Source organism: Pseudomonas sp. LBUM1676 (assembly GCF_059695605.1).
On record NZ_CP166777.1, the window covers coordinates 6,136,640 to 6,162,164 of the forward strand.

The 25,525-nt window shown below is 59.0% G+C and carries 23 protein-coding genes; 7 read left to right on the top strand and 16 right to left on the bottom strand.

The genetic code is table 11. The annotated features are described in order from the left end of the window. Positions 1 to 88: 88 nt before the first annotated feature. The 13 genes from ACA041_RS28370 to ACA041_RS28430 all read right to left on the bottom strand — a co-directional run bounded on the left by ACA041_RS28370 (position 89) and on the right by ACA041_RS28430 (position 12,680). Positions 89 to 1,039, bottom strand: a complete 951-nt coding sequence (locus ACA041_RS28370; RefSeq protein ID WP_497438823.1) for a S66 peptidase family protein — start codon at positions 1,037 to 1,039, stop codon at positions 89 to 91. Between the two features lie 175 nt (positions 1,040 to 1,214). Then, a complete protein-coding gene (gene lipA, locus ACA041_RS28375; RefSeq protein ID WP_007894397.1) occupies positions 1,215 to 2,237 on the bottom strand; it encodes a lipoyl synthase in 1,023 nt (340 codons plus the stop codon). 1 nt (position 2,238) lies between these two features. Beyond that, the gene (lipB, locus tag ACA041_RS28380; protein ID WP_497438824.1) at positions 2,239 to 2,886 is read right to left on the bottom strand and encodes a lipoyl(octanoyl) transferase LipB; all 648 of its coding nucleotides are present in this window, start codon (positions 2,884 to 2,886) and stop codon (positions 2,239 to 2,241) included. Beyond that, positions 2,886 to 3,161 (bottom strand): DUF493 domain-containing protein, encoded by a 276-nt coding sequence (locus ACA041_RS28385; RefSeq protein ID WP_162096173.1) that lies wholly within the window; start codon positions 3,159 to 3,161, stop codon positions 2,886 to 2,888. The genes lipB and ACA041_RS28385 overlap by 1 nt, the downstream gene beginning before the upstream one ends. An 80-nt stretch (positions 3,162 to 3,241) precedes the next feature. Further along, complete coding sequence (locus tag ACA041_RS28390; protein WP_497438825.1) at positions 3,242 to 4,399, bottom strand: D-alanyl-D-alanine carboxypeptidase family protein; 1,158 nt, start codon at positions 4,397 to 4,399, stop codon at positions 3,242 to 3,244. A gap of 182 nt (positions 4,400 to 4,581) precedes the next feature. Continuing rightward, the gene (locus ACA041_RS28395) at positions 4,582 to 5,604 is read right to left on the bottom strand and encodes a septal ring lytic transglycosylase RlpA family protein (protein WP_497438826.1); all 1,023 of its coding nucleotides are present in this window, start codon (positions 5,602 to 5,604) and stop codon (positions 4,582 to 4,584) included. Beyond that, positions 5,604 to 6,614 (bottom strand): lytic murein transglycosylase B, encoded by a 1,011-nt coding sequence (gene mltB / locus ACA041_RS28400; RefSeq protein WP_497438827.1) that lies wholly within the window; start codon positions 6,612 to 6,614, stop codon positions 5,604 to 5,606. The genes ACA041_RS28395 and mltB overlap by 1 nt, the downstream gene beginning before the upstream one ends. Positions 6,615 to 6,631: 17 nt before the next feature. Continuing rightward, on the bottom strand, positions 6,632 to 7,735 hold the full coding sequence (gene rodA, locus ACA041_RS28405) for a rod shape-determining protein RodA (protein ID WP_497442192.1): 1,104 nt from the start codon (positions 7,733 to 7,735) through the stop codon (positions 6,632 to 6,634). 31 nt (positions 7,736 to 7,766) lie between these two features. Then, entirely contained in the window at positions 7,767 to 9,662 is a 1,896-nt protein-coding gene (gene mrdA / locus ACA041_RS28410; RefSeq protein WP_497438828.1) for a penicillin-binding protein 2, read from the bottom strand. A 10-nt stretch (positions 9,663 to 9,672) separates the two neighbouring features. Next, the gene (gene rlmH / locus ACA041_RS28415; protein WP_007937439.1) at positions 9,673 to 10,140 is read right to left on the bottom strand and encodes a 23S rRNA (pseudouridine(1915)-N(3))-methyltransferase RlmH; all 468 of its coding nucleotides are present in this window, start codon (positions 10,138 to 10,140) and stop codon (positions 9,673 to 9,675) included. A gap of 9 nt (positions 10,141 to 10,149) precedes the next feature. Further along, positions 10,150 to 10,644: a ribosome silencing factor gene (gene rsfS / locus ACA041_RS28420; protein ID WP_128871437.1), complete on the bottom strand. Its 495-nt coding sequence runs from the start codon at positions 10,642 to 10,644 to the stop codon at positions 10,150 to 10,152. A 73-nt stretch (positions 10,645 to 10,717) separates the two neighbouring features. Next, positions 10,718 to 11,407, bottom strand: a complete 690-nt coding sequence (nadD, locus tag ACA041_RS28425) for a nicotinate-nucleotide adenylyltransferase (RefSeq protein WP_128871436.1) — start codon at positions 11,405 to 11,407, stop codon at positions 10,718 to 10,720. A gap of 1 nt (position 11,408) precedes the next feature. Next, positions 11,409 to 12,680: a glutamate-5-semialdehyde dehydrogenase gene (locus ACA041_RS28430; RefSeq protein ID WP_497438829.1), complete on the bottom strand. Its 1,272-nt coding sequence runs from the start codon at positions 12,678 to 12,680 to the stop codon at positions 11,409 to 11,411. Between the two features lie 188 nt (positions 12,681 to 12,868). Between ACA041_RS28430 and ACA041_RS28435 the strand changes: the two genes are divergently transcribed. The 5 genes from ACA041_RS28435 (at position 12,869) to ACA041_RS28455 (ending at position 21,271) form a co-directional block, all read left to right on the top strand. Then, entirely contained in the window at positions 12,869 to 13,567 is a 699-nt protein-coding gene (locus ACA041_RS28435) for a DNA-3-methyladenine glycosylase (RefSeq protein WP_497438830.1), read from the top strand. A 193-nt stretch (positions 13,568 to 13,760) separates the two neighbouring features. Then, positions 13,761 to 15,077 (top strand): bifunctional DedA family/phosphatase PAP2 family protein, encoded by a 1,317-nt coding sequence (locus ACA041_RS28440; protein ID WP_497438831.1) that lies wholly within the window; start codon positions 13,761 to 13,763, stop codon positions 15,075 to 15,077. Positions 15,078 to 15,422: 345 nt separating this feature from the next. After that, positions 15,423 to 17,498: a hypothetical protein gene (locus ACA041_RS28445; protein WP_497438832.1), complete on the top strand. Its 2,076-nt coding sequence runs from the start codon at positions 15,423 to 15,425 to the stop codon at positions 17,496 to 17,498. Between the two features lie 228 nt (positions 17,499 to 17,726). After that, complete coding sequence (locus tag ACA041_RS28450) at positions 17,727 to 18,449, top strand: hypothetical protein (RefSeq protein WP_497438833.1); 723 nt, start codon at positions 17,727 to 17,729, stop codon at positions 18,447 to 18,449. A 59-nt stretch (positions 18,450 to 18,508) separates the two neighbouring features. Next, complete coding sequence (locus tag ACA041_RS28455; protein WP_497438834.1) at positions 18,509 to 21,271, top strand: calcium-binding protein; 2,763 nt, start codon at positions 18,509 to 18,511, stop codon at positions 21,269 to 21,271. Between the two features lie 85 nt (positions 21,272 to 21,356). Here ACA041_RS28455 and ACA041_RS28460 read toward each other — a convergent pair whose 3' ends face one another. The 3 genes from ACA041_RS28460 to ACA041_RS28470 are packed head-to-tail and all read right to left on the bottom strand — an operon-like array spanning position 21,357 to position 23,033. After that, positions 21,357 to 21,947 carry an LON peptidase substrate-binding domain-containing protein gene (locus tag ACA041_RS28460; protein WP_497438835.1) on the bottom strand — a complete coding sequence of 197 codons (591 nt, stop codon included), beginning with the start codon at positions 21,945 to 21,947 and terminating at the stop codon, positions 21,357 to 21,359. Positions 21,948 to 21,957: 10 nt separating this feature from the next. Further along, a complete protein-coding gene (locus ACA041_RS28465) occupies positions 21,958 to 22,674 on the bottom strand; it encodes an LrgB family protein (RefSeq protein ID WP_497438836.1) in 717 nt (238 codons plus the stop codon). Continuing rightward, complete coding sequence (locus ACA041_RS28470) at positions 22,671 to 23,033, bottom strand: CidA/LrgA family protein (RefSeq protein ID WP_497438837.1); 363 nt, start codon at positions 23,031 to 23,033, stop codon at positions 22,671 to 22,673. The genes ACA041_RS28465 and ACA041_RS28470 overlap by 4 nt, the downstream gene beginning before the upstream one ends. A gap of 181 nt (positions 23,034 to 23,214) precedes the next feature. Here ACA041_RS28470 and ACA041_RS28475 point away from each other — a divergent pair, with 181 nt between their 5' ends. Both ACA041_RS28475 and ACA041_RS28480 read left to right on the top strand, forming a co-directional pair. Further along, positions 23,215 to 23,670 (top strand): MaoC family dehydratase, encoded by a 456-nt coding sequence (locus tag ACA041_RS28475; RefSeq protein ID WP_497438838.1) that lies wholly within the window; start codon positions 23,215 to 23,217, stop codon positions 23,668 to 23,670. Positions 23,671 to 23,782: 112 nt separating this feature from the next. Then, positions 23,783 to 25,501: a C13 family peptidase gene (locus ACA041_RS28480; RefSeq protein WP_497438839.1), complete on the top strand. Its 1,719-nt coding sequence runs from the start codon at positions 23,783 to 23,785 to the stop codon at positions 25,499 to 25,501. Positions 25,502 to 25,525: the final 24 nt, after the last annotated feature.

Here is a 25,525-nt window from a genome sequence, read left to right on the forward strand (position 1 = left end):
ATTCGACCGCGTTCTCCTGAAAGAACCCGGTCACCTGTGGGAGCGAGACCGGCTTGCCGGCGAAGACTGACTGTTAGGCGATGAATGCCTAAGCCTTGACCACCACATCCTGCTCCAATACCAACTCCTTGCTCCCCGCATCCAGCCGCACCAACGCCCCCATCGGCAACGTCAGGTTCGGATCGCAATGTCCGCTGCGCCACCCGGACAGCACCGGTATCCGCAACGGCGCAAAGGTCTGCTTGAGCAAGCGCTCCAGCGCAGCGCCATCCACTCCAGCCACATCCCCCACCAGCACCCCGCGCAGCTTGCCCAGAGTGCCCGCCAGCCGCAGATGGGTCAGTAGCCGGTCTATGCGATACAGCGGCTCGTTGATGTCCTCGATGAACAGGATGACGCCTTCGGCGTTCATTTCATAAGGCGTGCCCATGGTCGCGGCGATCAGCGACAGATTGCCGCCCAGCAAGCGCCCATGAGCGATGCCTGGCTCAATCGTGGTCAACGGCCAGGCCACCGGGTGTACCAGCACACTGCCCGCCTTCACCTGCCCTCTGAGCATGTTGAAAAACGACGACTCGGTAGGTTTGTGCTTGTCACTCAACAGATCAGCATTGAGCATCGGACCATGAAAGGTCACGAAGCCCGCATAACGACTGATTGCCAGGTGCAGCGCGGTGATGTCGCTGTAACCAATGAACGGCTTGGCATTGTTGCGCAGCAGTTCAAAATCGATGCGGTCGAGCAATCGCGGTGTACCGTAGCCGCCGCGAAGACAGATGATTGCGTCAACCTCGCTGTCGGCAAAGGCGGCGTGCAGGTCATTGAGCCGCACCTCGTCGCTGCCGGCCAGGTAGCCCTCCTTCTCGTACACGCCGGGATACACCCGCAACGAATAACCGCGCGCGCGCATCCAGGCGATGGCTTTATCGGTGTCCAGCGCTGCGGGCCCGGCGGGCGCGATGACGCCGATCAGCCCTTGCGAAGGCAAGGCCGGAACAGGCGCGTGAGGACAAAGCGTGTGGGTGGGTCTAACGGTCATCCATGAATCTCCCTGCGTGAAAGCGTCAACACACAGTAGTCAGGAACGGGGACAAACAGAAGAGGGTCAGTCGCCCCGCAGGTTGCAGGAAAAAACTGTAATGGCTGTGGGAATGGCAAAAAAACGCCCGCAAGACCGGAAAGCCTTGCGGGCCGTTCTTTTTCTTACCGCTGGATCAGGACGACATCAACTCGGCCTTGACCAGTTTCGCCTGCTCGTCGGCGTGGTACGAAGAGCGTACCAACGGGCCGGACGCGACGTTCTTGAAGCCCATCTTGTAACCTTCCTCGGCAAACCAGGCGAAGGTATCCGGGTGCACGAAGCGTTGCACCGGCAAGTGGCTGCGGGACGGTTGCAGGTACTGGCCCAGGGTCAGCATGTCGATGTCGTGTTCGCGCATGCGCTTCATGACTTCGATGACTTCTTCGTCGGTCTCTCCCAGGCCCAGCATCAAGCCGGACTTGGTCGGAATGTGCGGCATCATCTGCTTGAAGCGTTGCAGCAACGTTAGCGACCACTGGTAATCCGAACCCGGACGCGCGGCCTTGTACAGGCGCGGCACGGTTTCCAGGTTGTGGTTGAACACATCCGGCGGCTCGGCAGCGGTGATTTCCAGCGCGACGTCCATACGGCCACGGTAGTCCGGGACCAGGGTTTCGAGCTGGACGTTCGGCGACAGCTTGCGGATCTCGCGGATGCAGTCGGCAAAGTGCTGGGCACCGCCGTCACGCAGGTCGTCGCGGTCAACCGAGGTAATCACCACGTACTTGAGTTTCAGGTCGGCGATGGCAATGGCCAGGCTTTGCGGCTCGTTGACGTCCAGTGGTTTCGGCCGGCCGTGGCCAACGTCACAGAACGGGCAGCGACGGGTGCAGATGTCACCCATGATCATGAAGGTCGCGGTGCCGCCGGAGAAGCACTCGCCCAGGTTCGGGCAGGATGCCTCTTCGCACACGCTGTGCAGCTTGTGTTTGCGCAGCAGGGCCTTGATGCGGTCGACTTCCGGCGAAACCGGGATCCGCACGCGAATCCAGTCGGGCTTCTTCGGCAACTCGGTGGTCGGGATGATCTTCACCGGGATACGTGCAACCTTCTCGGCGCCGCGCAGCTTGACGCCGGCTTCTACCTTGGCACGCGGGGCCGGACGCTCGGTGACATCCAGCGTCGGGATCATGGTTTGCACTGCATCAGTAGTCATATCAGTCGATTCCGCCCGTTAGGGTCGTCTGCTCAGCATAGTCGAGGTGTTTGACGAGCTGCGCGCGCAGCCGGGCACTTACCTCGGCATATTCAATCGATCCTGCGTGATCGCTCAGCTGGGTCATCGCCAGCCCGGCGTAGCCGCAGGGATTAATCCGTCGAAACGGTTCCAGGTTCATATCCACGTTCAGGGCCAGGCCATGAAAGGAACAACCGTGGCGGATCCGCAGACCCAGAGAAGCGATTTTCGCACCGTCTACGTAGACACCCGGTGCATCAGGCTTGGCCGCGGCAGTGACGCCATAGCTGGCCAACAACTCGATCAGGCATTGTTCCATGCGACTGACCAGATCACGCACGCCGAAACCCAGCTTGCGCACGTCGAGCAACAGATAGGCCACCAATTGGCCCGGACCGTGGTAAGTCACCTGACCACCGCGATCGACCTGCACCACCGGGATATCCCCCGGCAGCAACAAGTGCTCGGCCTTGCCGGCCTGGCCCTGGGTGAACACCGGCAGGTGTTCTACCAGCCAGATCTCGTCGGCGGCATCGCTGCCGCGTTCGTTGGTGAAACGCTGCATGGCATGCCAGACAGGCTCGTAAGCCATCTGGCCAAGCTCACGAAAGCCCAGCGTGCCAGACATCACAACACCATGTGCACGAAACCGGTAGCCCGCAATTCGCTGTTGATGTCGTACAGCTGTTCCTGGCCGGTAGCGATGATGTGCAGCTGGATGGTCGTGTACTTGCCGTTGGTACTCTGGCGCTCGGCCAGGGTCTTGTGATCAACGGTGGCGTGTTTCTCAAGGATCGCAATGATCTTGTCCTTGAAACCCACACCGGTATCGCCGATCACCTTGATCGGGTAATCCGAGCAGGGGAATTCGATCTTTGGCGCCTTTACTTCGGTATCTGTCATGGCGTAACGGCCTCGTAAGCCGTGGCAACGGACATGGCCCCGCGCCGGATCGGGGCGGGGCCATGCAGGTCCACACTATTTCAGTTGAACAAGCCGTAGAAGAATAGACGGATGCTATCCCACATGCGGCGGAAGATACCACCCTCGTCGACTGCGTCGAGGGCGATCAGGTCGGCGCTGTGCACCACCTTCTCGTCCAGCTTCACTTCGACTTTACCGATCACGTCGCCCTTGGCGATTGGCGCAATCAGTTGCGGGTTCATGGTCATGCTGGCGGCGAGCTTTTTCAGCTGGCCCTTCGGCAGGGTCATGGTCAGGTCTTGGGCCAGGCCGGCCTTGACCTGGTTGGTAGTGCCTTTCCAGACAGGCGCCTGAGCCAGCTCGGCGCCTTTCTGGTAGAAGGTCTGTGTTTCGAAGAAGCGGAAACCGTAAGTCAGCAGCTTCTGGGTTTCGGAGGCTCGCGCCACGTCGCTGTTGGTACCGAACACCACGGCGATCAGGCGCATGCCATCACGGACAGCCGAGGACACCATGCAATAGCCGGCTTCGTCGGTGTGGCCGGTTTTCAGGCCGTCGACGGTCTTGTCGCGCCACAGCAGCAGGTTGCGGTTCGGTTGCTTGATGCCGTTCCAGAAGAACTCTTTCTGCGAGTAGATCGCGTAGTGAGCCGGGTCTTCGTGGATGATCGCGCGAGCCAGCACGGCCATGTCATGAGCCGACGAGTAATGCTCCGGGTTCGGCAGGCCGGTCGGGTTCATGAAGTGGGAGTTGGTCAGGCCCAGATCGGCGCCGGTTTTGTTCATCATGTCGGCGAACGCGTCTTCGCTGCCGGCGATGTGCTCGGCGAGCGCAACACTGGCGTCGTTGCCCGACTGAATGATGATGCCGTGCAGCAGGTCGCTGACGGTGACTTGCGAGCCAACCTTGATGAACATCCGCGAACCGCCGGTACGCCAGGCGTTTTCGCTGACGGTCACCGGATCGTTTTCACCGATCTGGCCACGACGGATTTCCAGGGTCGCGAGGTACGCGGTCATCAGCTTGGTCAGGCTGGCCGGAGGCAGACGCTGGTCACCGTTGTTTTCCACCAGCACGTTGCCGCTGCTGGCATCCATGAGCACATAGGATTTGGCAGCCAGTTGTGGTGGCGAAGGCATCATCTCGACCGCGAAGGCGGCAGGCGAGAGGAGCAGCGGGACTAGCAGGCACAGGCGTTTGGCAAAGGTGGTGATGTTCATCCGTCTCTCGAAATCGCTAATGGAAACTGCCCAAGGGCAAAACTAATCAGACAGCTTTCTAACGAGCTGTCGCGTGTTCAGTTGTTCACTCAGAACCCTTGCCGGGCTTTTGTTCTAAAACGAGCCAACAACCAGGTTCACCCCCCAAGACCGCAAGCGAACCGTCAATCAAGTACTACGTATTACTCGGCGGTGACCAGGCTCGGCGAACCGAGATTGGCCAGGCGCACGCTGTTCTGCACTTGCTGGATTTCACCCGGCGAGCCGATCGGCCCCAGGCGAACCCGATGCAGTGTCTGTTGATTGCGCACGATCGAGCTGATGAACACCGGAGCGCTCACCATCCCGCTGAGCTTCGATCTCAGGAGTTCTGCAGCGTCCGGGTTGGCGAACGCGCCCACCTGCAGATACTGGCCAGAGGCTGGTGCAGAAGCGTTTTTTTTTGCATCGATCGGCACAGGTACGACGGCCGCTGCGTGTTGCTGCGGCGGTGGCGTCCATTGTTCAACGGTGCCGGCCGAAGCCGTCATTACCGGGGCGTTATTTTGCGCGATTTTCGGCTCGTTAAGCATCAACGGTGCCGGACGCCCTTTGGCGGCCCACCATTGCTGCGGGTCGATGCCTTCGACCTTGACCCGCGCCGTGCCGCTTTCGGCATAACCGAGCTTCTTGGCAGCCGCGTAGGACAGATCGATGATCCGGTCAGAGTAGAACGGTCCGCGGTCGTTGACCCGCAGAACCACGGTCTTGTTGTTGTCCAGGTTGGTCACCCGAACATAACTGGGCAGCGGCAAGGTCTTGTGAGCGGCACTCATGCCGTACAGATCGTAGACCTCGCCATTGGCGGTGTTCTGGCCGTGGAATTTGGTGCCGTACCAGGACGCCGTGCCCGAGGCGACGTAGGTCCTGGATTCTTGCAGCGGGAAATAAGTCTTGCCCAACACGGTATACGGATTGGCTTTATAAGGACCGCTATGCAGGGTCGGCGTGGCATCAGGAATGCGCGATACGTCGACGTCCCACCATGGCGCGCCGTCTTTGTGGGCGCGGTTGATGTCCAGGCCTGGCGTTGCGCGCACGGCGGTGGTGGTGGTGGACGGAGACTTTGGCGTTGGCGCGCGGCTGGTCGAACAACTGGCGACCAGCACCGTCAACGCGGCGCATGCCATCAGCTTCAGGGGTTTATTCATAGGCAATGCCCGCATTACTTGACGCCCCGTGCTTGGACCAGCTGTTCAGACAGTTGATGTACGGCCATGGCGTACATCACACTGCGGTTATAACGCGTAATTGCGTAAAAATTCGTCAGGCCCATCCAGTATTCAGGACCCTTGTCACCTTCCAGGCGGAATGCCGTGACCGGCATATCATCGCGCAGCGCATCATGACTTGACCACCCCAGCGCTCGCAACTCCCCGACGGTTTTAGTCGGTTCGATTCCGGTGGTCAAACCACTGTCCACCTGATCGCCACGCACATCGGCGCGGCTGACCACGGGCTCACCGGCCACCCAGCCGTGACGCTTGAAATAACTGGCGACGCTGCCGATGGCATCAATCGGGTTGTTCCAGATATTGATGTGCCCATCACCGTCGAAGTCCACTGCATAGGCGCGAAAGCTGCTCGGCATGAACTGCGGCAAACCCATCGCCCCGGCGTATGAGCCCTTGAGGGTCAACGGATCGACCTGCTCTTCACGGGCCAGCAGCAGGAACTCACGCAATTCCTTGCGGAAAAATTCGGCACGGGGAGGATAGTCGAAACCCAGGGTCGACAACGCATCGACCACCCGGAAGTTTCCGGTATTGCGTCCGAAAAAGGTTTCAACGCCAATAATCGAAACAATAACCTGCGCCGGCACGCCGTATTCCTGCTCGGCACGGGCCAGTACCGCCTCGTGCTGACGCCAGAAGTCCACACCGCGGGCGATGCGCGCGTCGGTGATGAACATCGGGCGATACTCGTTCCACTGCTTGACCCGCTCCGCAGGTTTCGAGATCGCGTCCAGGATCGACTGCTTGCGCTCGGCTTCGCGGAACACGCCCATCAGCTGTTCACCGGCAAAACCGTAGTCGCGGGTCATTTCACCGACGAATTCGGCCACCTGGGGTGAGCCTTCGTAATCGCCGGCCAACGCGTCCTGCGCTGTGCCAAGGATGCTTACCAGGCCGACCCATGGCGCGTATCGAGTCGCCCAGCCACGCATTACTTGCATTGAAATCTTCACCTTATTCAAACTTGTGCGATCCACTTACGATGGGTATGGATCGACATCAAAACCCCAAACGCTGACAGCAGTGTCACCAGCGAAGTTCCTCCGTAGCTAATGAACGGCAACGGCACCCCCACGACCGGCAACAGGCCACTGACCATACCGATGTTGACGAAAACGTAAACAAAAAACGTCATGGTCAGGCTGCCCGCGAGCAATTTACCGAACAATGTCTGGGCCTGGGCGGTAATCACCAACCCGCGACCGATCAATAGCAGATAGATCAGCAGCAGTGCGCAGATCCCCACCAGGCCGAACTCTTCACCCATGACCGCAATAATGAAGTCGGTGTGGCTTTCCGGCAGGAAGTCCAGGTGCGACTGGGTGCCCAGCAGCCAGCCCTTGCCGAACACGCCGCCGGAACCGATGGCGGCCTTGGACTGGATGATGTTCCAGCCGGTGCCCAGCGGATCGCTCTCCGGGTCGAGGAATGTCAGCACTCGCTGCTTCTGGTAATCGTGCATGACGAAGTACCACATGGCGACAGACACCGGCACAGCGGCGGCGAGCACGCTGACGATCCAGCGCCAGCGCAGGCCACCCATGAACAGCACGAAAGCGCCACCCGCCAGGATCAGCAACGAAGTGCCGAGGTCGGGCTGACGCACGATCAGGATGAATGGCAACCCGATCAGAAACAGACTGACGCCCACATGCTTGAGCTGTGGCGGCAAGGTGCGCTTGGACAGGTACCAGGCGATGGTCGCCGGCATCAGGATCTTCATGAATTCCGATGGCTGGAAGCGGATCACCCCGGGAATGTTGATCCAGCGCGTAGCGCCCATGGCGTTGTGGCCCATGATATCCACCACCACCAGCAGGAGCACGCCGAGCACATAACCGACCGGCACCCAACGGGCCATGAAGCGCGGTTCGAACTGGGCAATGACCACCATCGACACCAGGCCGATGCCGAATGAGGTGGCTTGCTTGGCCAACAGGTCCCAACTCTTGCCACTGGCCGAATACAGCACGAACAGGCTGCCGGCGGCCAGGGTCAGCAATAGGATCAGCAGCGGGCCATCGATGTGCATGCGTTGCAACAGCGTCGCACGACGACGCATCACATCCTCGCTGGAGAGGATGCGATCGAAATTACTCTTCACGGGCCGTAGCCTCCGCACTGATAGGGCTGGCGTATTCGGCTTTCAACCGACCGTCCTGACCCAGGAGCCAGGCGTCCATGATCTGACGCACCACGGGCGCGGCAACGCCAGACCCGGACTCACCGTTCTCGACCATCACCGATACCACGATCTTCGGGTTGTCGGCCGGTGCGAAGCCGACGAACAGGGCATGGTCACGGTGGCGTTCCTGGACCTTGGAGCGGTCGTATTTCTCGCCCTGCTTGATTGCGACCACCTGGGCCGTACCACTTTTACCCGCAATGCGGTATTGCGCACCGATCGCCGCTTTGCGTGCCGTACCCCGGGCGCCGTGCATCACCTGCTGCATGCCGTGGTTGACCTTGGCCCAGTCGGACGGATCGCGCAGGACGATGTCCGGCATCGGATTGTCATCCTTGGGCCTTTCGCCTTCGACGGTCTTGGCCAGGTGCGGCCGATTCCAGATGCCCTTGTTGGCCACCAGCGCGGTGGCCTGGGCCAGTTGCAGAGGAGTCGACTGCATGTAGCCCTGGCCGATCCCCAGAATCAATGTTTCTCCCGGGAACCAGGCCTGCCGTCGGGTCGCTCGCTTCCACTCCCGCGTCGGCATCAGCCCCGGCGACTCTTCGAACATATCCAGCGAGACCTTCTGGCCAATGCCGAACTTGCCCATGTACGCCGACAACCGATCGATGCCCAGTTTGTGGGCCAGGTCGTAGAAGTAGGTGTCGTTGGAACGCATGATCGCCGTGTCCAGGTCGACGAAGCCATCGCCGGAACGGTTCCAGTTACGGTATTTGTGATCGTAGTTGGGCAACTGGTAATAGCCGGGATCGTACACCCGACTCGACGCGGTCACGACACCGGCATCCAGGCCGGCAATCGCTACCGCCGGCTTGATGGTCGAACCCGGCGGGTACAGGCCGCGCAGGACCCGGTTGAACAGCGGCCGGTCGATGGAATCACGCAGTTCGGCGTAGGCCTTGAAACTGATGCCGGTGACGAACAGGTTCGGGTCGAAGCTCGGCTGACTGACCATCGCCAGGACTTCGCCGGTTTTCGGGTCCAGCGCCACCACCGCGCCGCGGCGACCGCCCAATGCGGCCTCGGCGGCTTCCTGCAATTTGATGTCCAGGCTCAGGACGATATCCTTGCCGGGAATCGGATCGGTGCGCTTGAGTACGCGCAGTACGCGGCCCCGAGCGTTGGTCTCGACCTCTTCGTACCCCACCTGACCGTGCAATTCAGGCTCATAGAAACGCTCGATGCCGGTCTTGCCAATGTGGTGAGTGCCGCTGTAGTTGACCGGATCGAGGGATTTGAGCTCTTTTTCGTTGATCCGCCCCATGTACCCCACCGAATGCGCAAAGTGCGCGCCCTGCGGGTAGTGACGAACCAGCTGCGCAACCACTTCCACACCGGGCAGACGGAACTGGTTCACCGCAATGCGGGCGATCTGTTCTTCGGTCAGCTCGAACAGGATCGGCACCGGCTCGAACGGACGGCGCCCCTGCCTCATGCGTTTCTCGAAGATCACCCGGTCCTCGGGTGTCAACTCCAGCACTTCGACGATCACGTCGAGCACTTGCTGCCAGTCGCCGGAGCGCTCGCGGGTCATGCTCAGGCTGAAGCTTGGCCGGTTATCGGCCACCACCACGCCATTACGGTCGAAGATCAGCCCCCGAGTCGGCGGAATCGGCTGTACATGCACGCGGTTGTTTTCCGACAGAGTCGAGTGGTACTCGTATTGAATCACCTGGAGGAAATACAGCCGCGCAATCAACACACAGATCAGCACCACCACCGCAATGGCCCCGAACACGACGCGGCCACGCACCAGACGGGCGTCTTTTTCGTGGTCCTTGAGGCGGATCGGCTGGGGCATGAGGGCACAACTACTTGTGGTAAGGGTGGCCGGACAAGACTGTCCAGGCACGATACAGCTGTTCGCCGATCAGAATGCGCACCAGCGGGTGCGGCAACGTCAACGGCGAGAGCGACCAGCGCTGATCCGCCCGGGCACAGACTTCCGGCGCCAGCCCTTCGGGGCCGCCGACCATGAAATTCACCGTGCGCGAGTCCAGCCGCCAGCGATCGAGCTCGACCGCCAGCTGTTCGGTGCTCCAGGGCTTGCCGTGGACCTCGAGGGTGACAACACGCTCGTTCGGCCCGACCTTGGCCAGCATGGCTTCGCCCTCCTGACGGATGAAGCGCGCCACGTCGGCATTCTTGCCGCGGGTATTGAGCGGTATTTCCACCAGTTCCAGCGCCAGCTCGGACGGAAGACGCTTGGCATATTCATGCCAGCCTTCTTCCACCCACTTGGGCATGCGTGAACCGACGGCGATCAGTCGCAGTCGCACAGCGGTCCCTTATTGCTGGTCTTTGTTGAGCTTGACGAAGTGCTCATGGGTGTTTTCAGGGCTGTGGTGAGCCGCGTTCAGAGCACGGCTCTGTTCCGCACCGGACCACAGACGCTCCAGGTCGTAAAACTGACGAGCCGAGGCGGTCATCATGTGGACGATGACATCATCCATGTCCAGCAGCACCCAGTCGCTGTCGCCCTTGCCTTCTTCACCCAATGGCTTGACGCCCTGGGCTTTGACGGCTTCGCGGACCTTGTCCAGCATCGCGCCGATCTGGCGGTTGGACGTACCGGTAGCGATGATCATGAAGTCCGTGATGCTCTGTTTTTCACGAACGTCGATGACCTGGATGTCCTGGCCCTTCACGTCTTCCAGGGCTGCTACGGCAACCTTGACCAGTTCTTCGCCACGCAGTTCCGGTCCGGTTGGAGCCTCTACTGGCAGCGGGGCGCTCTTGAACGTGCCTTTGCGCTTTACTTTGGTTTGGTCTTTGTCAGTCATATAAAACTCGTTTTGCTCGTATGTTCAGGCGCTTCAATACACGTTGTTGCTACGTGCCTTGAGGCACTCCTATTCAGTTCGACGCACGGTAAAGTCCGTGCGCATCGATGTAGGCCAGGACCGCGTCGGGCACCAGGAAACGTACCGACTTACCGCTGGCCAGCAGTTGACGGATCTGGGTGGCGGATACCGCAAGCGGTGTCTGCCAGACGAATGCAATCTGTCCGCTCGGCCCTTTGAGGGCCAGCGGGTCGCTCACCGAGCGCGCTGCCAGCAGGTTGCGCAAGGCATCCGGCGGTTCGCTGTCGGCATCCGGGCGTTGCAGCACCAGGATGTGGCAATGCTGGAGCAACTCTTCCCAGCGGTGCCAAGTGGGCAGGCCGCAAAATGCGTCCCAGCCCAAAAGTAGAAAAACCTGGTCCTGCGCGGCCAGTTCGGCACGCATCAGCTCCAGGGTATCGATGGTGTAGGACGGTTTGTCCCGCTGCAATTCGCGGGCATCCACCACCAACGGCGCCACACCGGCCACCGCGCACTCGACCATCGCCAGGCGGTCTTTGGCCGACACCTGCGGCGTACCGCGATGAGGCGGCCTGGCACTGGGTGTCAGGCGCAGCTCATCGAGCGCCAGCGATTCGGCGACTTCCAGCGCACCGCGCAAATGGCCGATGTGCACCGGATCGAAGGTCCCGCCCAGCATGCCGATGCGTCGAGGCGCAGGTTCGCGGGTGGTGACCGGGGCCGACGGTTTGAGGTCGCCCAACTCAGGTCGACGCCTGGCCGCGCAACTGACCATCACCGACCACGATGTACTTCTCGCAGGTCAGACCTTCGAGACCCACCGGGCCACGGGCGTGCAGCTTATCAGTAGAAATGCCGATCTCGGCACCCAATCCGTATTCGAAGCCATCGGCGAAGCACGTCGGGGTGTTGATCATCACCGACGATGAATCGACTTCTGCCACGAAGCGGCGTGTGTCAGCCAGGTTCTCGCTGACAATCGAGTCGGTGTGATTCGAGCCGTACTGGTTGATGTGCTCGATGGCCTGGTCCAGACCGTCGACCACGCGGATCGAGAGGATCGGCGCCAGGTATTCGGTGCTCCAGTCATCGATGGTGGCTGCTGTCGCCTCGATGATCGCCCGGGTGCGTTCGCAACCGCGCAGCTCGACGCCTTTTTCGCGAAACTGTGCAGCCATCGACGGCAGGAAATCCTTGGCAACGGTTTGATCCACCAACAGCGTTTCCATCGCACCGCAGATGCCATACCGATACGTCTTGGCGTTGAACGCGATGCGCAGGGCTTTCTGCAGGTCGGCGTGGGCGCTGACGAACACGTGGCAGATGCCGTCCAGGTGCTTGATCACCGGCACGCGTGCATCGCGACTGACCCGTTCGATCAGGCCACGGCCGCCACGGGGTACGATGACGTCGACGTAATCAGGCATGGTGATCAGTGCGCCAACGGCGGCGCGATCGGTGGTTTCGACCACTTGTACCACGGCAGCCGGCAGATCGGCCTCGGCCAGGCCGCGCTGGATGCAGGCGGCAATGGCGCGGTTGGAATTGATGGCCTCCGAGCCGCCGCGCAGGATGGTCGCGTTGCCGGACTTCAGGCACAGGCTGGCAGCATCGATGGTCACGTTCGGTCGCGATTCGTAGATGATCCCGATCACGCCCAGCGGCACGCGCATCTTGCCCACCTGAATCCCCGATGGGCGATAGCTCATGTCGCGGATCGCGCCGACCGGGTCCGGCAGCGCGGCAACCTGGCGCAAACCGACGATCATGCCGTCGATGCGTTCCGGGGTCAGCGCCAGTCGCTCCAGCAGGGCCGGTTCAAGACCGTTGGCGCGGCCAGCGGCCAGATCCACCTCGTTGGCAGCCGCCAGCTCGGCGCGTGCAGCGTCCAACGCATCGGCAGCCGCCTGCAACGCGCGATTTTTCTGCGCAGTGCTGGCACGGCCGATGACGCGAGAAGCTTCGCGGGCAGCGCGACCCAAACGGGTCATGTAGTCAAGAACGGACTCAGTCATGGTCTGGAGTGGTCTTTGCTAAGGCTTGGTAAAGAGTAAAGCGGCAGATTATAGCTGTCGCGTCCCGGGACTAACAGCGGTGACAGGCGGATGGTCGAAATCGAGGGCAATTTGCCGACGTTCAGCTGTGATTAAGCTGCAAATTGTTATCATCACGACTCAATCAGCCCTGATTAACTCCGTTTATCATGACCGACCTGACTGTTCGCGCGTCCGCTGACCGCCTGCCCACGGCCCTCGCGGACGCGTTTTTCGATCGAGACGCACAAACCCTGGCCCGGGATCTGCTGGGCAAGGTTATCCGGCACCGGGTCGGTGAACTCTGGCTAAGCGCTCGAATCATCGAGACCGAAGCCTATTATTTCGAAGAAAAAGGCAGCCATGCCTCTCTCGGCTATACAGAAAAGCGTAAGGCTTTGTTTCTGGACGGCGGTCACATCTATATGTATTACGCCCGTGGCGGCGATTCCCTGAACTTCAGTGCCCAAGGTCCCGGCAATGCGGTGTTGATCAAGTCCGGCTATCCATGGGTCGATGAACTGAGCGGGCCGGCGAGCCTGGCGCAAATGCTGTTGAACAATCCGGATGCCCAGGGCCGCCCTCGTCCGTCGCAAAAGCTGTGCGCGGGACAGACATTGCTCTGCAAGGCACTGGGCCTGAAGGTGCCGATCTGGGACGCCAAGCGCTTCGACCATGAAGTGCTGCTGGTGGAAGACGTCGGCCCGGCGCCGGCACACATCATCCAAACCACGCGCCTGGGCATTCCCCACGGGCGTGACGAACACCTGATGTACCGCTTCGTCGATGCTGCCTACGCTGCCTATTGCACGCGGAACCCGCTGCGACGCGGGCAGGTCGAAGGACGCGATTATTTGCTGCTCTCCTGAGATGTATCCGGACTTGTAGTAAAAAACATCCCCTGTGGGAGCGAGCCTGCTCGCGAAAGCGTAGTGTCAGGCGATATCAATATCGACTGAAAGGCCGCTTTCTCGAGCAGGCTCGCTCCCACAGGGGGCCTGTGTTGATTTGAAGATTGAGTTCGTCCTTTGGGGGCGATAAACATTTCGATGGAGTTGTCTTATGGGCCCATGGCTCGATAGCGTGACCGGATGGTTGACGGTCAACCCGCAATGGCTGGCTGCGGCGGTGTTTATAGTGGCCTTTGTGGAATGCCTGGCAATTGCCGGGCTGATTGTCCCCGGCACGGTATTGCTGTTTGCCGTCGCGGTTCTGGCCGGCAGTGGTGCCCTGTCGTTGAGCGAAACCCTGCTGCTGGGATTCGTCGCCGGCGTGTTGGGCGATATTGTTTCGTATTTCGTGGGGCGACATTTCCATCAGAACATCCGGCGCCTGCCCGGGCTGCGCCATCACCCGGAATGGATTGCCAGCGCCGAGGCCTATTTCCAGCGTTATGGCATCGCCAGCCTGTTGGTGGGTCGCTTTATCGGCCCGTTGCGACCCATGTTGCCAATGGTCGCCGGGATGTTCGACATGCCCTTCCCACGCTTCGCCGCCGTCAGCCTGCTGGCTGCCGCCGGCTGGAGCGTCGCCTATCTGCTGCCGGGCTGGGCCACCGGCGCGGCGATCCGCCTCCCGTTGCCGGAAGGTTTCTGGCTGCAGGCGGGCATTGTCGCCGGCAGCATTGCAGTGATGGTCGGCTTGAGCGCGACCAGCAGTCTGCGCCGCCATCGCCGGGCAACGACCTGGATCAGTTGCATGAGCCTGCTGATCCTGATCGGCCTGTTCATCGGCTATCCGCACCTGACCGCCCTGGATCAGGGCGTGATGACCCTGGTGCAGGAGCACCGAGGCGCGACGCTGGATGAAATGGCGGTCACCTTCACCCTGATCGGTGAGTTCCGCAACATGCTGCTGTTCAGCGCTCTGCTCACCGGCCTGCTGTTGCTGTGCCGGCAATGGCGTCAGGCGCTGTTCGCAGGTGGCACACTGCTCTGCACCGCCCTGGCCAATACCGCGACCAAAAACTTCTTCGCCCGGGTGCGCCCGGAAGTGCTGACTGATCCTTTGACCACCTACAGCATGCCCAGCGGCCACGCTTCAGGGGCGTTTGCCTTGTTTCTGACCCTTGCCGTGCTTGCCGGTCGCGGGCAGCCGCCGCGGATGCGCCTGACCTGGCTGCTGCTGGCCTGCCTGCCGGCGCTGTCGATCGCCTTGTCGCGGGTTTATCTGGGTGCGCACTGGCCGACCGACGTGCTGGCCGGCGCCATGCTGGCTACATGCATGTGTGCGGCGAGTCTGTGGCTGAGTCAGCGCCAGACACCGCTCAACGCCATGCCGTTCAAGGTTTGGTGGCTGATTCTGCCAGCACTGCTGGCATTGTTCAGTTTCTTCGCCCTGCGCCATCTGCCCCATGCAATGGTGCGCTACGCATACTAAGCACAATGCTTCATTTCTCAATTCGCTAATAAGCTCTCCCTCCTCGCCACTCTCCAAGGTCTTCTCCGATGAGAGTGGCGTTGCGCTAAAACTCAAACTTATCCGGCACGACTGCGCTTTTAGAGCCCGACCAAACTAATAATTGAAGTTACATATTTACTCATAACTTCCTCAAACTCGGGCTTTCACGAGTTAAAAAATCAATTACATTAAAACAACCCCCTCGTAGTGAATATTGCGCATAGCTCACTCATCGGCAAGTGGCTCACAGGCGATTCATTCCCCACAGTGGAAACATCATTAAAAATTCATGATTTCATAAAACCATTTAACAGCGAGTTTTACATGAGCCCGAAAACACCACGCAAACCACCTATTACTACGCCGCACAAACCTGTATCAACGAATGAACCGTCGATAAGGCATGACTCCGATACTTCGGCCTATGTGCCACGAGTAGTTTGGCCTTCCGACGTAGAGGCTTCGTCGGCTTCCAATCAGAGACACGCTGCCCACCCAAGCGTTGATGCTCCCCTCATCCCTGGCATTGAAATAACCGATGTGCCGACTCGAACGGTTACCGAACGTTCGAAGAGTCACAGGGCAATTGATAGATACTGGTTATCGGAGACATTTCTGCGCGGCATGCAAATACCGAACGAGGACGGTTTCCGCTACATCGTTGGACGCAAATTTGTCGACGTCGAATATGAAGGCGCTCTGCATACAACCCATGTCGACCTTGATGAAAAAGCCCCCGGCGTCTATCGCGCGAAGCTACTGACGGAGCGGTTGGCGTACGGTCCTGTTGTTTATAAAAACGACGGACGTCCGACCTGGCGCCTGACAGCGCAGGTCAGCGAAGAGCCTGTAGTCAGTCATGGGCAAAAGACTGAAAACTCGGTACCGAAACGGCCAGCCACGCCAGAGAGCGAGCAGTCCGATACAATAGCCGCAGCTAAACGCCCTCATTATTCCGACACGCCGAATTATACCAACAATATCCTTTACACCGTATCGTCGCGCTCTCCGGATGCGCAGGGTTATTACGAGCTCAAACCAAGGTCGGGGCCCGATGAATCTGACACACGATTTACGCTCAGTGATCGTTTCGCAAACTGGATTCTGGTCGACCCGCCTGTTGGAGGGTTCGGTTCGCACCCCACTCACCTGAAACACTGGACAGATAAAGAGATCTGGGAGCTCTACGGGATTCACGGTCAGGACATCGAGCGTTTTCGGGCTCAAGCCCAGGTTTCCGGCAAGTCCCCGCAATGGGTCGAACCGAACGTAACGGACAACCCGGTCGTTAACCTGCAGCGCGATTCACTCCGCTGGCTGCACCCGACCATGACCTCGAACGAACGCAAGGCGTTCTTGCAGTCCTACAACCTGCTGCCGAGCCAACTGTCTCGCTTGCAACAGCACATGAAGGCCGAGCTGACGCTGCCCCAATGGGCGCAAGCGCACAAAAACCTGACAGAGGATAGCAGCAACCCGCGCCGCCTTGATCAGCTCAGCAACGACGTGATCAATGAGTTGAATCTGAAACGTGGCGCGCGCCATGACTGGTATCACCCCGAGACAAGCATGACCCACGAGCTGCGCGAGGCGCTCCTGGTTAAAATGGGTTATCTGCGCAACAAGAACAATTGCCTGTATCGCACGGATGTGCCCGCCTTGTTCAGGGGCGACGAGCGCACTCCGTTCGAACTGGCGAACGACAACGCCATGCTTCCTCGCTATGCCCACGAACCTGGCGCCACCACCCATAAGCCCATGAGCGCCACTTTCAGCCTCAAGGAAGGTCAGATGTACGCCAGCGCTCCCGACCCCGAGTACTTGCGATTCAACACGCAGACCAACAAGTACCCCGGAAAGAGCGCTGACGATACCCCAACGGACAACGATGCCAGTGACGCCAGTGACGCAAGCGACTCGCAAAGCAGCGCTTCCTCCGATTGGTCGGATGCAGGAAGCCCGGTCGCCTGGGATCATGAACGCAGTTACGAACGCACCAGAGAGCGACAGACGGAAATGTTTCTGTATGCGCTGGATACCCGCAACATGGAAGTGGTTCCGCATGAAGAAAACCTGATGTTCAATTCAACGGCCCGTGACACACCACCCACCTGGTTTCCCTCCGATGATTATGAAGGATTGATTTCGGTCACAAAAAAGGGGTTGGAAGCAGAGCGGATCTGGCTGTTGAACTCATCCCTGACAAAGGGAGCAAAAGTAAACGACATCGAGAAGCAGGCCGGCAGTCGCGCCGAACGTATCGAAGCCTCTACGCATGCGGGCCGCGCCAACAAACATGAATACGACCAATTGATCGATGAGGTGGAAGCTGCGGGCAAACCCGTACTCAGGCTGTCTGGCAATAAGGACGAATTTGGGTATGACGTAATATGGCCATGAGCATCAGATTTTTAAAGGGCCGCCTTCTTTATCTTTAATACCCTGACATTGGTCTGCCGAAGATACAAAGAGATACAACGACAACAACCTGGAAATCTTTAAAAACACTGCACAACCATTAAGACAAAGCTCACCCAAGAAGTTCTGTATATGCTCGTAAAATCCCGGACCCCCACACCGATACGAAAATTGGTGTCTTAGATCGCTCATTATTTAAAGGACTAAACAATGGCAAAGCTTATCGAACCCGCTATAAAAAGCTCAACCCGCCGCTCTATTCACGTAAAGGCGATCAGTGCCTCGCTCAACAGTCTTGCACCGGCCGCTGGCCGAATTGATACTTCTCCCAGCGCGCCACCGTTAACCCCGCCGGCCGCTGGCCAAATCGACACATCCCCCAGTGCGCCACCCTTGACGCCCCCCCCAGGCGCGGTGCCTGTCAACCCATCGTCTCCTCGCACCCTTGATGCCCTGGATAAACAGCTGGGATCCCTGCGTTTTGGCGAAAGCACCATAAGCCGTGTAGAACTCAGTAAATTGGGCGCGAAGGTCGCAGGCCAGGACATCAACGCGGCAAATACGAACTTTAAAAAGCCCTACCAGGATTTTCTTGATTCTCTGAGTTTCGATCCGGCCAAGGTCATGGCCCGCGAAATTTCCGCCGACCCGGCAGACAGTGGCAAAGTGACCACGCTCCTCTTTGAACTGGCCTGCTTGCGTTCAGAGGACGCCCCGCCCCTTTTGGCTGCCGACAGGGCGCTTACGCCCGGCAGCCCGATGGATCGTTTCGGAAAGCTTGTCGACTCAGCCCAGAAAATCGACATTCACCAAGCCAACGTTTCCTTTGCCGCCCTGGGTCAACCGTGTCACGGGCATCTCGGGAGTAGGATTGCAGGCTTTTGGCATTTACAGCGGCATGCGCGGGGTCATGGACGCCATCAAGGCAGGTGACTCGGTTGATGCGGTAATAAACGGCGGGGGTATCGCAAGCGAATTCGGTTCATTGATTATTGGAACGAGGCCTGACCAAGACCGCTGCAGCGATGTTCCAAAGCGGCGGAAAAGTATTCAACGGGTTCGCCGCCACATCGGTGGGGAAACACCTGGGTAGGGGTGCCGGATTGATTGCCAGCGTCATCACTCTGCCCTTCGACATTTATGGAGCCATCAGTGCCTTCAATGCCGCTGCCACCACGAAAGGCAAGGCAGCACAGGATCACTACGTCAGCGGGGGGTTCAGCGTGGTGGGAGCTACGCTCAGTCTTGCGCTGGGCGCGGCTACGCTGGCCGGTTTCGGAAGTGTTGCTGGCCCGGTCGGAATAATCGCTGCGGGCGTGCTTATATTGGGCGCGGAAATCTACCGGGCCGCACGAGTCGTGGACGATATTGATGATTACATTGAACTGAGCGACTACGAACGGTTGCGCGCCGGTTGGCTTGCATTCGTGAAGGCAGACCAGGATCAAGACGTGATGGATCGCTTCAAGATTGCCAAGACCTTAAGCGATCACACTAAACAGTTGGAACTATCGGCAAAAAACTTGCTTGAAGGAGCGTACAAGGAGCAACTGGAATACATCGTAAACGGCTGTTTCGAAGTCAAGTTACAGACAATCAAAATCTGGCAGTACCAATGGGACGAAAACGCCGGAGAACAACCATACAAACTTGACAGTGAGCCGGTAATCATTGGCACTGACGACATTGTCGATGCTCGCAATGGGCTCCCGCCGAATCTCAAGGGCGGCGTCAAAGGCAGCCTTGGCGAAAACAAAGGCGTTTTTTGGCGGCTCGGGGACGGCAATGACCAGATCCTCGGCGTCAAGGACAAGCCCAATACCTTCAGCTATCGGGAGGGCGCCAAGGAACTGACTGGCGGCGACAAGAATGATGGGTTTTACTTCGAAACAACTGAAGCGGAACTGAACCAGCCAATGAAACCTGCACGGACCAGTGTTCTTGACGGGGGTGAGGGTGCCGACACACTGGCATTCGAGGGTTCCCGTCCCGTCACCGATACCCGTCATGTCGGTTACGACGTCAATCTGCAGACCGGCGAGGTTGCCTTGCGCAACCACGACCGGGCGAAAGAAGACATCCTGGTCGCGCAGGTCAAATCGATCGAAAACATCTCGACCTTGCGACGCGGCTCAAATCGGGTCACCGGGAGCGACCAGGCCAATCAGATCTCGGCCAACGGTAACGACCACATCAATGCCGGACCGGGTGACGATACAATCGCCATTCGCGGGGCGCACTGCGTGGTTGATGGCGGCGCTGGAGAAGATCGTTACTACATCGCCGAAACATCTGCCCAAGTGACGATCATCGAAGATGGTGAACAATCGAGCCTCATCGAATTCGGCTGGCCAATGGAGAATATTCAACGTTGGCAGATCGTCGGCACCTCGCTGGTCGTCACCTCGCTGCGTGGCAAGGATGGCGAACTCCCCAAACACTTGTTGACCATCGTGGATGTTTACAAACATGTCGACGGTCAGCGTCATGTGAAAAACAGCCAGTTGCAGTTTAGAACCCGGGACGGTTACGGACTGGTTCCTCTGTTGCCAGATCATCTGGATGACTCACTTTCTCACGACGTCGAATGCATGGTGACCGTGATTGGTGACCGCGCGCCTGCCCCGCACATCGTCAACAGCGGATCCGTTGTAATCGCTGAGCAGGAATCCAGGCACCACTTTGTTTCCCGCGATGGCCGCAGGGTCGATTTTTTTGCAGAAGCCAACACACCTAAAACATCAAGAACCATTCACCTTGATTACGAATACGAAGAGATATTTGAAATCAGGTTCATTTACGAGGTAGAAGTTCGCGAAGGTGTTTCGGGCTATACATTCTTGTACTACAGCAACTTCCGTATCTGGATTTTTCTCCCATCAAAAACAATCACTTTCGGGGATTTCATACGCGAAAATCAACAGCAAAAAACCGCAGTCAAAGGTTTTCCAAATATCAAGACGGCCGGTATACACAGTGTGCATGACATAGTGCTAGTCATGCAGGACGGCCAATCCTATCGATTGACCCCCCCTGACATCTCCTATCACGAGGATGCTGCAGCCCCGGGTTACAAAGTCCGCTCCGGCGCAGCGTGCCTGAAGCGTCGGCACGGCAACTACCGTTTTATCCGACCACAACGGATAAAACCCTTCTTGCTCGCAGCCACCCCTCAGGAGGTTAACTTTCCATCAGCTTCCCATGCCGGTATCTATGTGCTGCAAGGCCAAGCCTCGTCCTACGATGTGTATCCTGCCAGCAACACGACTTTTAGCCTGTCGACTCCAGGCGCCGTTACACTGACCTCCAATGCATCGACCTGGACCATCTACAGTACAAAATTGACAGAAGCCGTAACACGCAACGAAATACGGCTGACGTCAGAAAAACTGCAAGTCGGTAGCGCAGTGCTCCAATTGCCAGGTCTGGATCACGCAGGACCGGTGGAATCCATCAGCGTGGCGACTTCATCCGGAAATATTTATTCAGTCGAACTGTTATTTGAGATGCTGCAACTTTACGTGATCAACGCACAGGGCTACGCAAACATCGATGCCTTGTTGACTGACCTTCGTGCTCACCAGAAGCGAAACGAGCTGGCCGTAAAAGTGAACGTTGAAAATATTGGCGTCACACCACGAATTGCCGGCAGGGTGTATTACAACTCGACGAACGATTACTGGGGTATCGATACGGATCCGAAGTTGCGCATCAAACCCGAGGATCTGTTCATAAAACCGATCCAGAATGCTTAATCCCTGAAAAACCCACTTAACGCTGCAGAACCGGCGTGACGTTTATCGGCACGCCAGCGCTTGCCTCATTACTTGAGCCCGCGCCTCAGGCAAACAACTCCCCTTGCAACTCATCCAGCAGCGCCTGGATCGCGTCCAGCCGCTGCTGCGGATCGTCAAGTTGCAGCAGATCGATCTTGTCCAACTCGGCGAATGGCAGCAGATACGCCAACTGATTGGCCAGCGACTGTTGCCCGCCCGCTTCGGTGCCCATGTTCAATGCTTCGACCATCGGGTGCTCCGCCAGGGCCTTGAGCAGCGCGACCAGGTCGGCGTCCTCGTCCTGGAGCGGCTGCTCGGGCTCGTCTTCCAGCCACTCGACCTCGGCGACAATCAACTGATCGCGCTGCACTTCGGTGCGCACAACGTGGAAACGCCGCCCGCCCTGCACCCGAATGCCCAGCAGGCCATTGTCCTGCTGCTTGAAATCGGTGATCAGCGCCTCACACCCGACCAGCGCATAGCCCGCCGGAGCGATGCCGACTTCTTCGCCATCGAGGATGCACACCACGCCGAAGCCACCACCCTGTTTCATGCAGCGGCCGATCATGTCCAGGTAGCGCGCCTCGAAAATCTGCAAATCGAGGATGCAACCAGGAAACAGCACCGTGTTCAGCGGGAAAAGCGGCAAGCTCATAGACATTTCCTTACACCACCATCGACACTGCCAACGGCAGGAACACCGCCGTGGCTACGCCCATCAGACTCATTGCCAGCGCCGCGAAGGCGCCGCACTCATCACTTTCCTGCATCGCCACCGCCGTGCCGACCGCGTGGGCGGTCATGCCCAGTGCCATGCCGCGAGCCTCAGGACTGTGGACACCGATCCGGGTCAAAAGACTCGGGCCGAAGATCGCTCCGATCACGCCGGTAATCAAGACGAACACCGCCGCCAACGCCGCGACGCCACCGATCTGCTCGGCCACCAGCATGGCAATCGGCGAAGTCACCGACTTCGGCGCCATGGTCATCAGGATCATGTGTTCGGCGCCAAACCACCAACCCAGCAACACGCCCATGCCCGTGGCAACCACGCCGCCTATCACCAGCGTAGTAAATATCGGCCAGAACAACTGCCGAATCCGTCGCAGGTTGAGGTAAAGCGGCACCGCCAGCGCAACGGTGGCGGGGCCGAGCAGGATACTGAGTATTTCCGTGCTCTTGCGGTATTCGGCGTAGGTCAGGCCGCCACCCACCAGCACACCGATCACCAGCAGCATGGAGACCAGCACTGGTTGCAGAAAGATCCAGCGGGTCTTCTCGAAGGCCGCCAGCACCAGCTGATAAGCCCCAAGGGTCACGCCTATTCCGAATAACGGGTGATGAATCACCACCGCCCCGGCACCGTGCCAGTCGAAGATCATTGGCTGTCCTCATGGGGGGCATGACGCTTGATCATGCGCTGCATCAGCACACCGGCAAACGCCAGGGACAGCAGCAACGACAACACCAGCGCACCGACGATGGCCCAGAAATCCGCAGCAATGTCGGCAGCGTAGACCATCACACCCACGGCCGGCGGCACCAGCAGCAACGGCAGGTAACGCAATAGACTGCTGGCGGCCAGGTTCAGCGGCTCGCCGACCTGGCCACGGCAAATCAGGAATACCAGCAACAGCAGCAAGCCAACAATCGGGCCCGGCAGCACCGGTAAAAACAAGTGGTTGAGGGCTGTGCCGAGCAATTGGAACAGCACCAGCCAGGTCAGGCCACGTAACAACATTCATCCTCTCCCGCAAATTCGCGCCTGGCATTATAAGCACGTCGACGCTATAGACCGGCATTCGCCAACAGCATGTTCAGTTGACCTGAGCACTTTGCCATGTTGATCTAAAGTGGTAATCCGGGAGGTCAAATCCCCCCACCTCAAAACTACAAAACCGATGAACCCAAGGAGAGTCTCAATGCCCTATGTTCCCGCTGCAGAGCTCAAAGATTATGTCGGCAAGGAACTCGGACGTTCCGAATGGCTCACGATCGATCAGGAGCGCATCAACCTGTTCGCCGAAGCCACAGGGGACTATCAGTTCATCCACGTCGACCCGGTCAAAGCCGCGCAAACGCCATTTGGCAGCACCATTGCACACGGTTTCCTGTCGCTGTCGCTGATCCCCAAGCTGATGGAAGACATCCTCGTCCTGCCTGAAGGCTTGAAGATGGTGGTCAATTACGGCCTCGACAGCGTCCGCTTCATTCAGCCGGTCAAGGTCGACTCGAAAGTGCGACTCAAGGTCGATCTGACCGAAGTCACCGAGAAGAAACCCGGCCAATGGCTGCTCAAGGCCACCGCCACCCTGGAAATCGAAGGCTCGGAAAAACCGGCGTATATCGCCGAACCTCTGTCCCTCTGCTTCGTGTAAAACCTCCCGGATGCGAAACAGCTCACGCTGTTTCGCATCCACGCCTTTCTCCTGGCTATATAAGGACACAGAGCTGCGGCATACTCGATCGCCTAATTGCCCGGATCACGCCATGCGCTCACTCGCACTCCTTGCCTTGACCCTGTTGCTCACCGCTTGCGGCGATGGCGAATCTCTATTGCCTCCCGACGCCCGTCTGCCGGACGGTGGGCGCTATCGCGGTGATCTGGTCAATGGCTTGCTGCAAGGCCAGGGCCGCGTCGACTACCCGAACGGCAGTTGGTACGCCGGCGAGTTCGACCAGGGTCAATGGCATGGCCAGGGTGAATGGCACGGCAGTAATGGCGAAGTTTATCGCGGGTCCTTCAATCAAGGGTTGTTCGACGGCAAGGGCATGCTGAGCACCAGCGGCAGCAGTTATACCGGCGGCTTCAAAGCCGGCCGACGGGACGGCGAAGGCACCCTCAAAGAAAACGGCATGACCTACCGCGGTGAATTCAAGGCCGATCAATACGCCGGGCTCGGGCGGCTGGAACTCGAAGACGGCAGCACCTACCAAGGCCAGTTCGCCCATGGCAAACCCAACGGCGAAGGTCAGCGCGGCGACACCAGCGGCAATCAGTTCACCGGGCATTTCGTCGATGGCCAGCTGGAGGGCAACGGGACATTCAACAGTGCCGATGGCGACATCTACGTCGGCGGCTTCAAGAACAATCAACTGCATGGCAAGGGCCGCTACGAGAACGCCGATGGCGATGTCTGGCTCGGTCAGTTCAAGGAAGGCTCGCTCAACGGCAAGGGCGAGATGATCGGCGCCGACGGCAGTCACTACATCGGCCTGTTCAATGACTGGCGTTTTACCGGCCAAGGCCGTTTGAACCTGCCCGACGGCAGCTTCTACATCGGCCAATTCGACGTCGACAATTACAATGGTCAGGGCACGCTGGTGCTGACCGATGGCACGGTGCAGAGCGGTACGTGGATCAACGGCCAGCGAGTGCGCGACGCCGACGGCAAGTTACTGCCCGATACACTCGAGCTAGGCTTGCTGGCCCAGGGCCGGCTGCTCGACGACGCGCTGGCCAACGTGCCGGCCTCGACTCCGGCGATCGAGCTGTACACCCTGACCCTCGGTGGTGATGGCAAGCAAAGCGTATTCCTGCGCGAGTCCGATTACGTCAGCAACATGCTCACCAGCCGCTTCGGCGCCTTTGGGCAGATCCGTTTGGTCAACCATCGCGACCACCTGGTCGACCGGCCGATGGCCACCCGGGAAAACCTGCGCCGTGCCGCCCTGACGCTGGCCGAGCGCAGCGGCCCGGAAGATTTGATTTTCATCTACCTGACCAGCCATGGCACCAGCGAACACGAACTGGTGCTCGACCAGCCGCGCATGGAACTGTCCGATCTGCCGGCCGACGAGCTCGCTGCCGTCCTGTCCCCGCTGAAAAATCGCGACAAGATCATCGTGGTTTCGTCCTGCTACTCCGGTGGCTTCATCCCGCCCCTGAAAGATGAGCGAACCCTGATCATGACCGCCTCGCGCGCCGACCGGGTGTCATTTGGCTGCTCTGAGGAAGCCAACTTCACTTACTTTGGCGATGCCTTGTTTGCTCAGGCGCTGAACCAGACCGACGACCTGGAACAAGCCTTCAAACTGGCCAGGGCCACCGTTGCCGAGCGTGAACTGGCGGACAGCTTCGAAGCCTCCGAGCCGCAGATCTGGGCGCCAAAAACCGTTCTCTCCCATTGGCAGTTGCTACGCAAACAGCAAGCGCGAAAGGCACTGCAAAGTGTCTCTATCGGCAGCAAGGATGCAAAGAGCAACTAAGCTGAATAGTATCAAGGGGGAAAC

What these genes read in the sequence shown, in the direction of transcription:
- ACA041_RS28370 (WP_497438823.1), bottom strand. Translation starts at nt 1,039, where the DNA reads ATGACCGTTAGACCCACCCACACGCTTTGTCCTCACGCGCCTGTTCCG.
- lipA (WP_007894397.1), bottom strand. Translation starts at nt 2,237, where the DNA reads ATGACTACTGATGCAGTGCAAACCATGATCCCGACGCTGGATGTCACC.
- lipB (WP_497438824.1), bottom strand. Translation starts at nt 2,886, where the DNA reads ATGTCTGGCACGCTGGGCTTTCGTGAGCTTGGCCAGATGGCTTACGAG.
- ACA041_RS28385 (WP_162096173.1), bottom strand. Translation starts at nt 3,161, where the DNA reads ATGACAGATACCGAAGTAAAGGCGCCAAAGATCGAATTCCCCTGCTCG.
- ACA041_RS28390 (WP_497438825.1), bottom strand. Translation starts at nt 4,399, where the DNA reads ATGAACATCACCACCTTTGCCAAACGCCTGTGCCTGCTAGTCCCGCTG.
- ACA041_RS28395 (WP_497438826.1), bottom strand. Translation starts at nt 5,604, where the DNA reads ATGCGGGCATTGCCTATGAATAAACCCCTGAAGCTGATGGCATGCGCC.
- mltB (WP_497438827.1), bottom strand. Translation starts at nt 6,614, where the DNA reads ATGCAAGTAATGCGTGGCTGGGCGACTCGATACGCGCCATGGGTCGGC.
- rodA (WP_497442192.1), bottom strand. Translation starts at nt 7,735, where the DNA reads ATGCGTCGTCGTGCGACGCTGTTGCAACGCATGCACATCGATGGCCCG.
- mrdA (WP_497438828.1), bottom strand. Translation starts at nt 9,662, where the DNA reads ATGCCCCAGCCGATCCGCCTCAAGGACCACGAAAAAGACGCCCGTCTG.
- rsfS (WP_128871437.1), bottom strand. Translation starts at nt 10,644, where the DNA reads ATGACTGACAAAGACCAAACCAAAGTAAAGCGCAAAGGCACGTTCAAG.
- ACA041_RS28430 (WP_497438829.1), bottom strand. Translation starts at nt 12,680, where the DNA reads ATGACTGAGTCCGTTCTTGACTACATGACCCGTTTGGGTCGCGCTGCC.
- ACA041_RS28435 (WP_497438830.1), top strand. Translation starts at nt 12,869, where the DNA reads ATGACCGACCTGACTGTTCGCGCGTCCGCTGACCGCCTGCCCACGGCC.
- ACA041_RS28440 (WP_497438831.1), top strand. Translation starts at nt 13,761, where the DNA reads ATGGGCCCATGGCTCGATAGCGTGACCGGATGGTTGACGGTCAACCCG.
- ACA041_RS28445 (WP_497438832.1), top strand. Translation starts at nt 15,423, where the DNA reads ATGAGCCCGAAAACACCACGCAAACCACCTATTACTACGCCGCACAAA.
- ACA041_RS28450 (WP_497438833.1), top strand. Translation starts at nt 17,727, where the DNA reads ATGGCAAAGCTTATCGAACCCGCTATAAAAAGCTCAACCCGCCGCTCT.
- ACA041_RS28460 (WP_497438835.1), bottom strand. Translation starts at nt 21,947, where the DNA reads ATGAGCTTGCCGCTTTTCCCGCTGAACACGGTGCTGTTTCCTGGTTGC.
- ACA041_RS28465 (WP_497438836.1), bottom strand. Translation starts at nt 22,674, where the DNA reads ATGATCTTCGACTGGCACGGTGCCGGGGCGGTGGTGATTCATCACCCG.
- ACA041_RS28470 (WP_497438837.1), bottom strand. Translation starts at nt 23,033, where the DNA reads ATGTTGTTACGTGGCCTGACCTGGCTGGTGCTGTTCCAATTGCTCGGC.
- ACA041_RS28475 (WP_497438838.1), top strand. Translation starts at nt 23,215, where the DNA reads ATGCCCTATGTTCCCGCTGCAGAGCTCAAAGATTATGTCGGCAAGGAA.
- ACA041_RS28480 (WP_497438839.1), top strand. Translation starts at nt 23,783, where the DNA reads ATGCGCTCACTCGCACTCCTTGCCTTGACCCTGTTGCTCACCGCTTGC.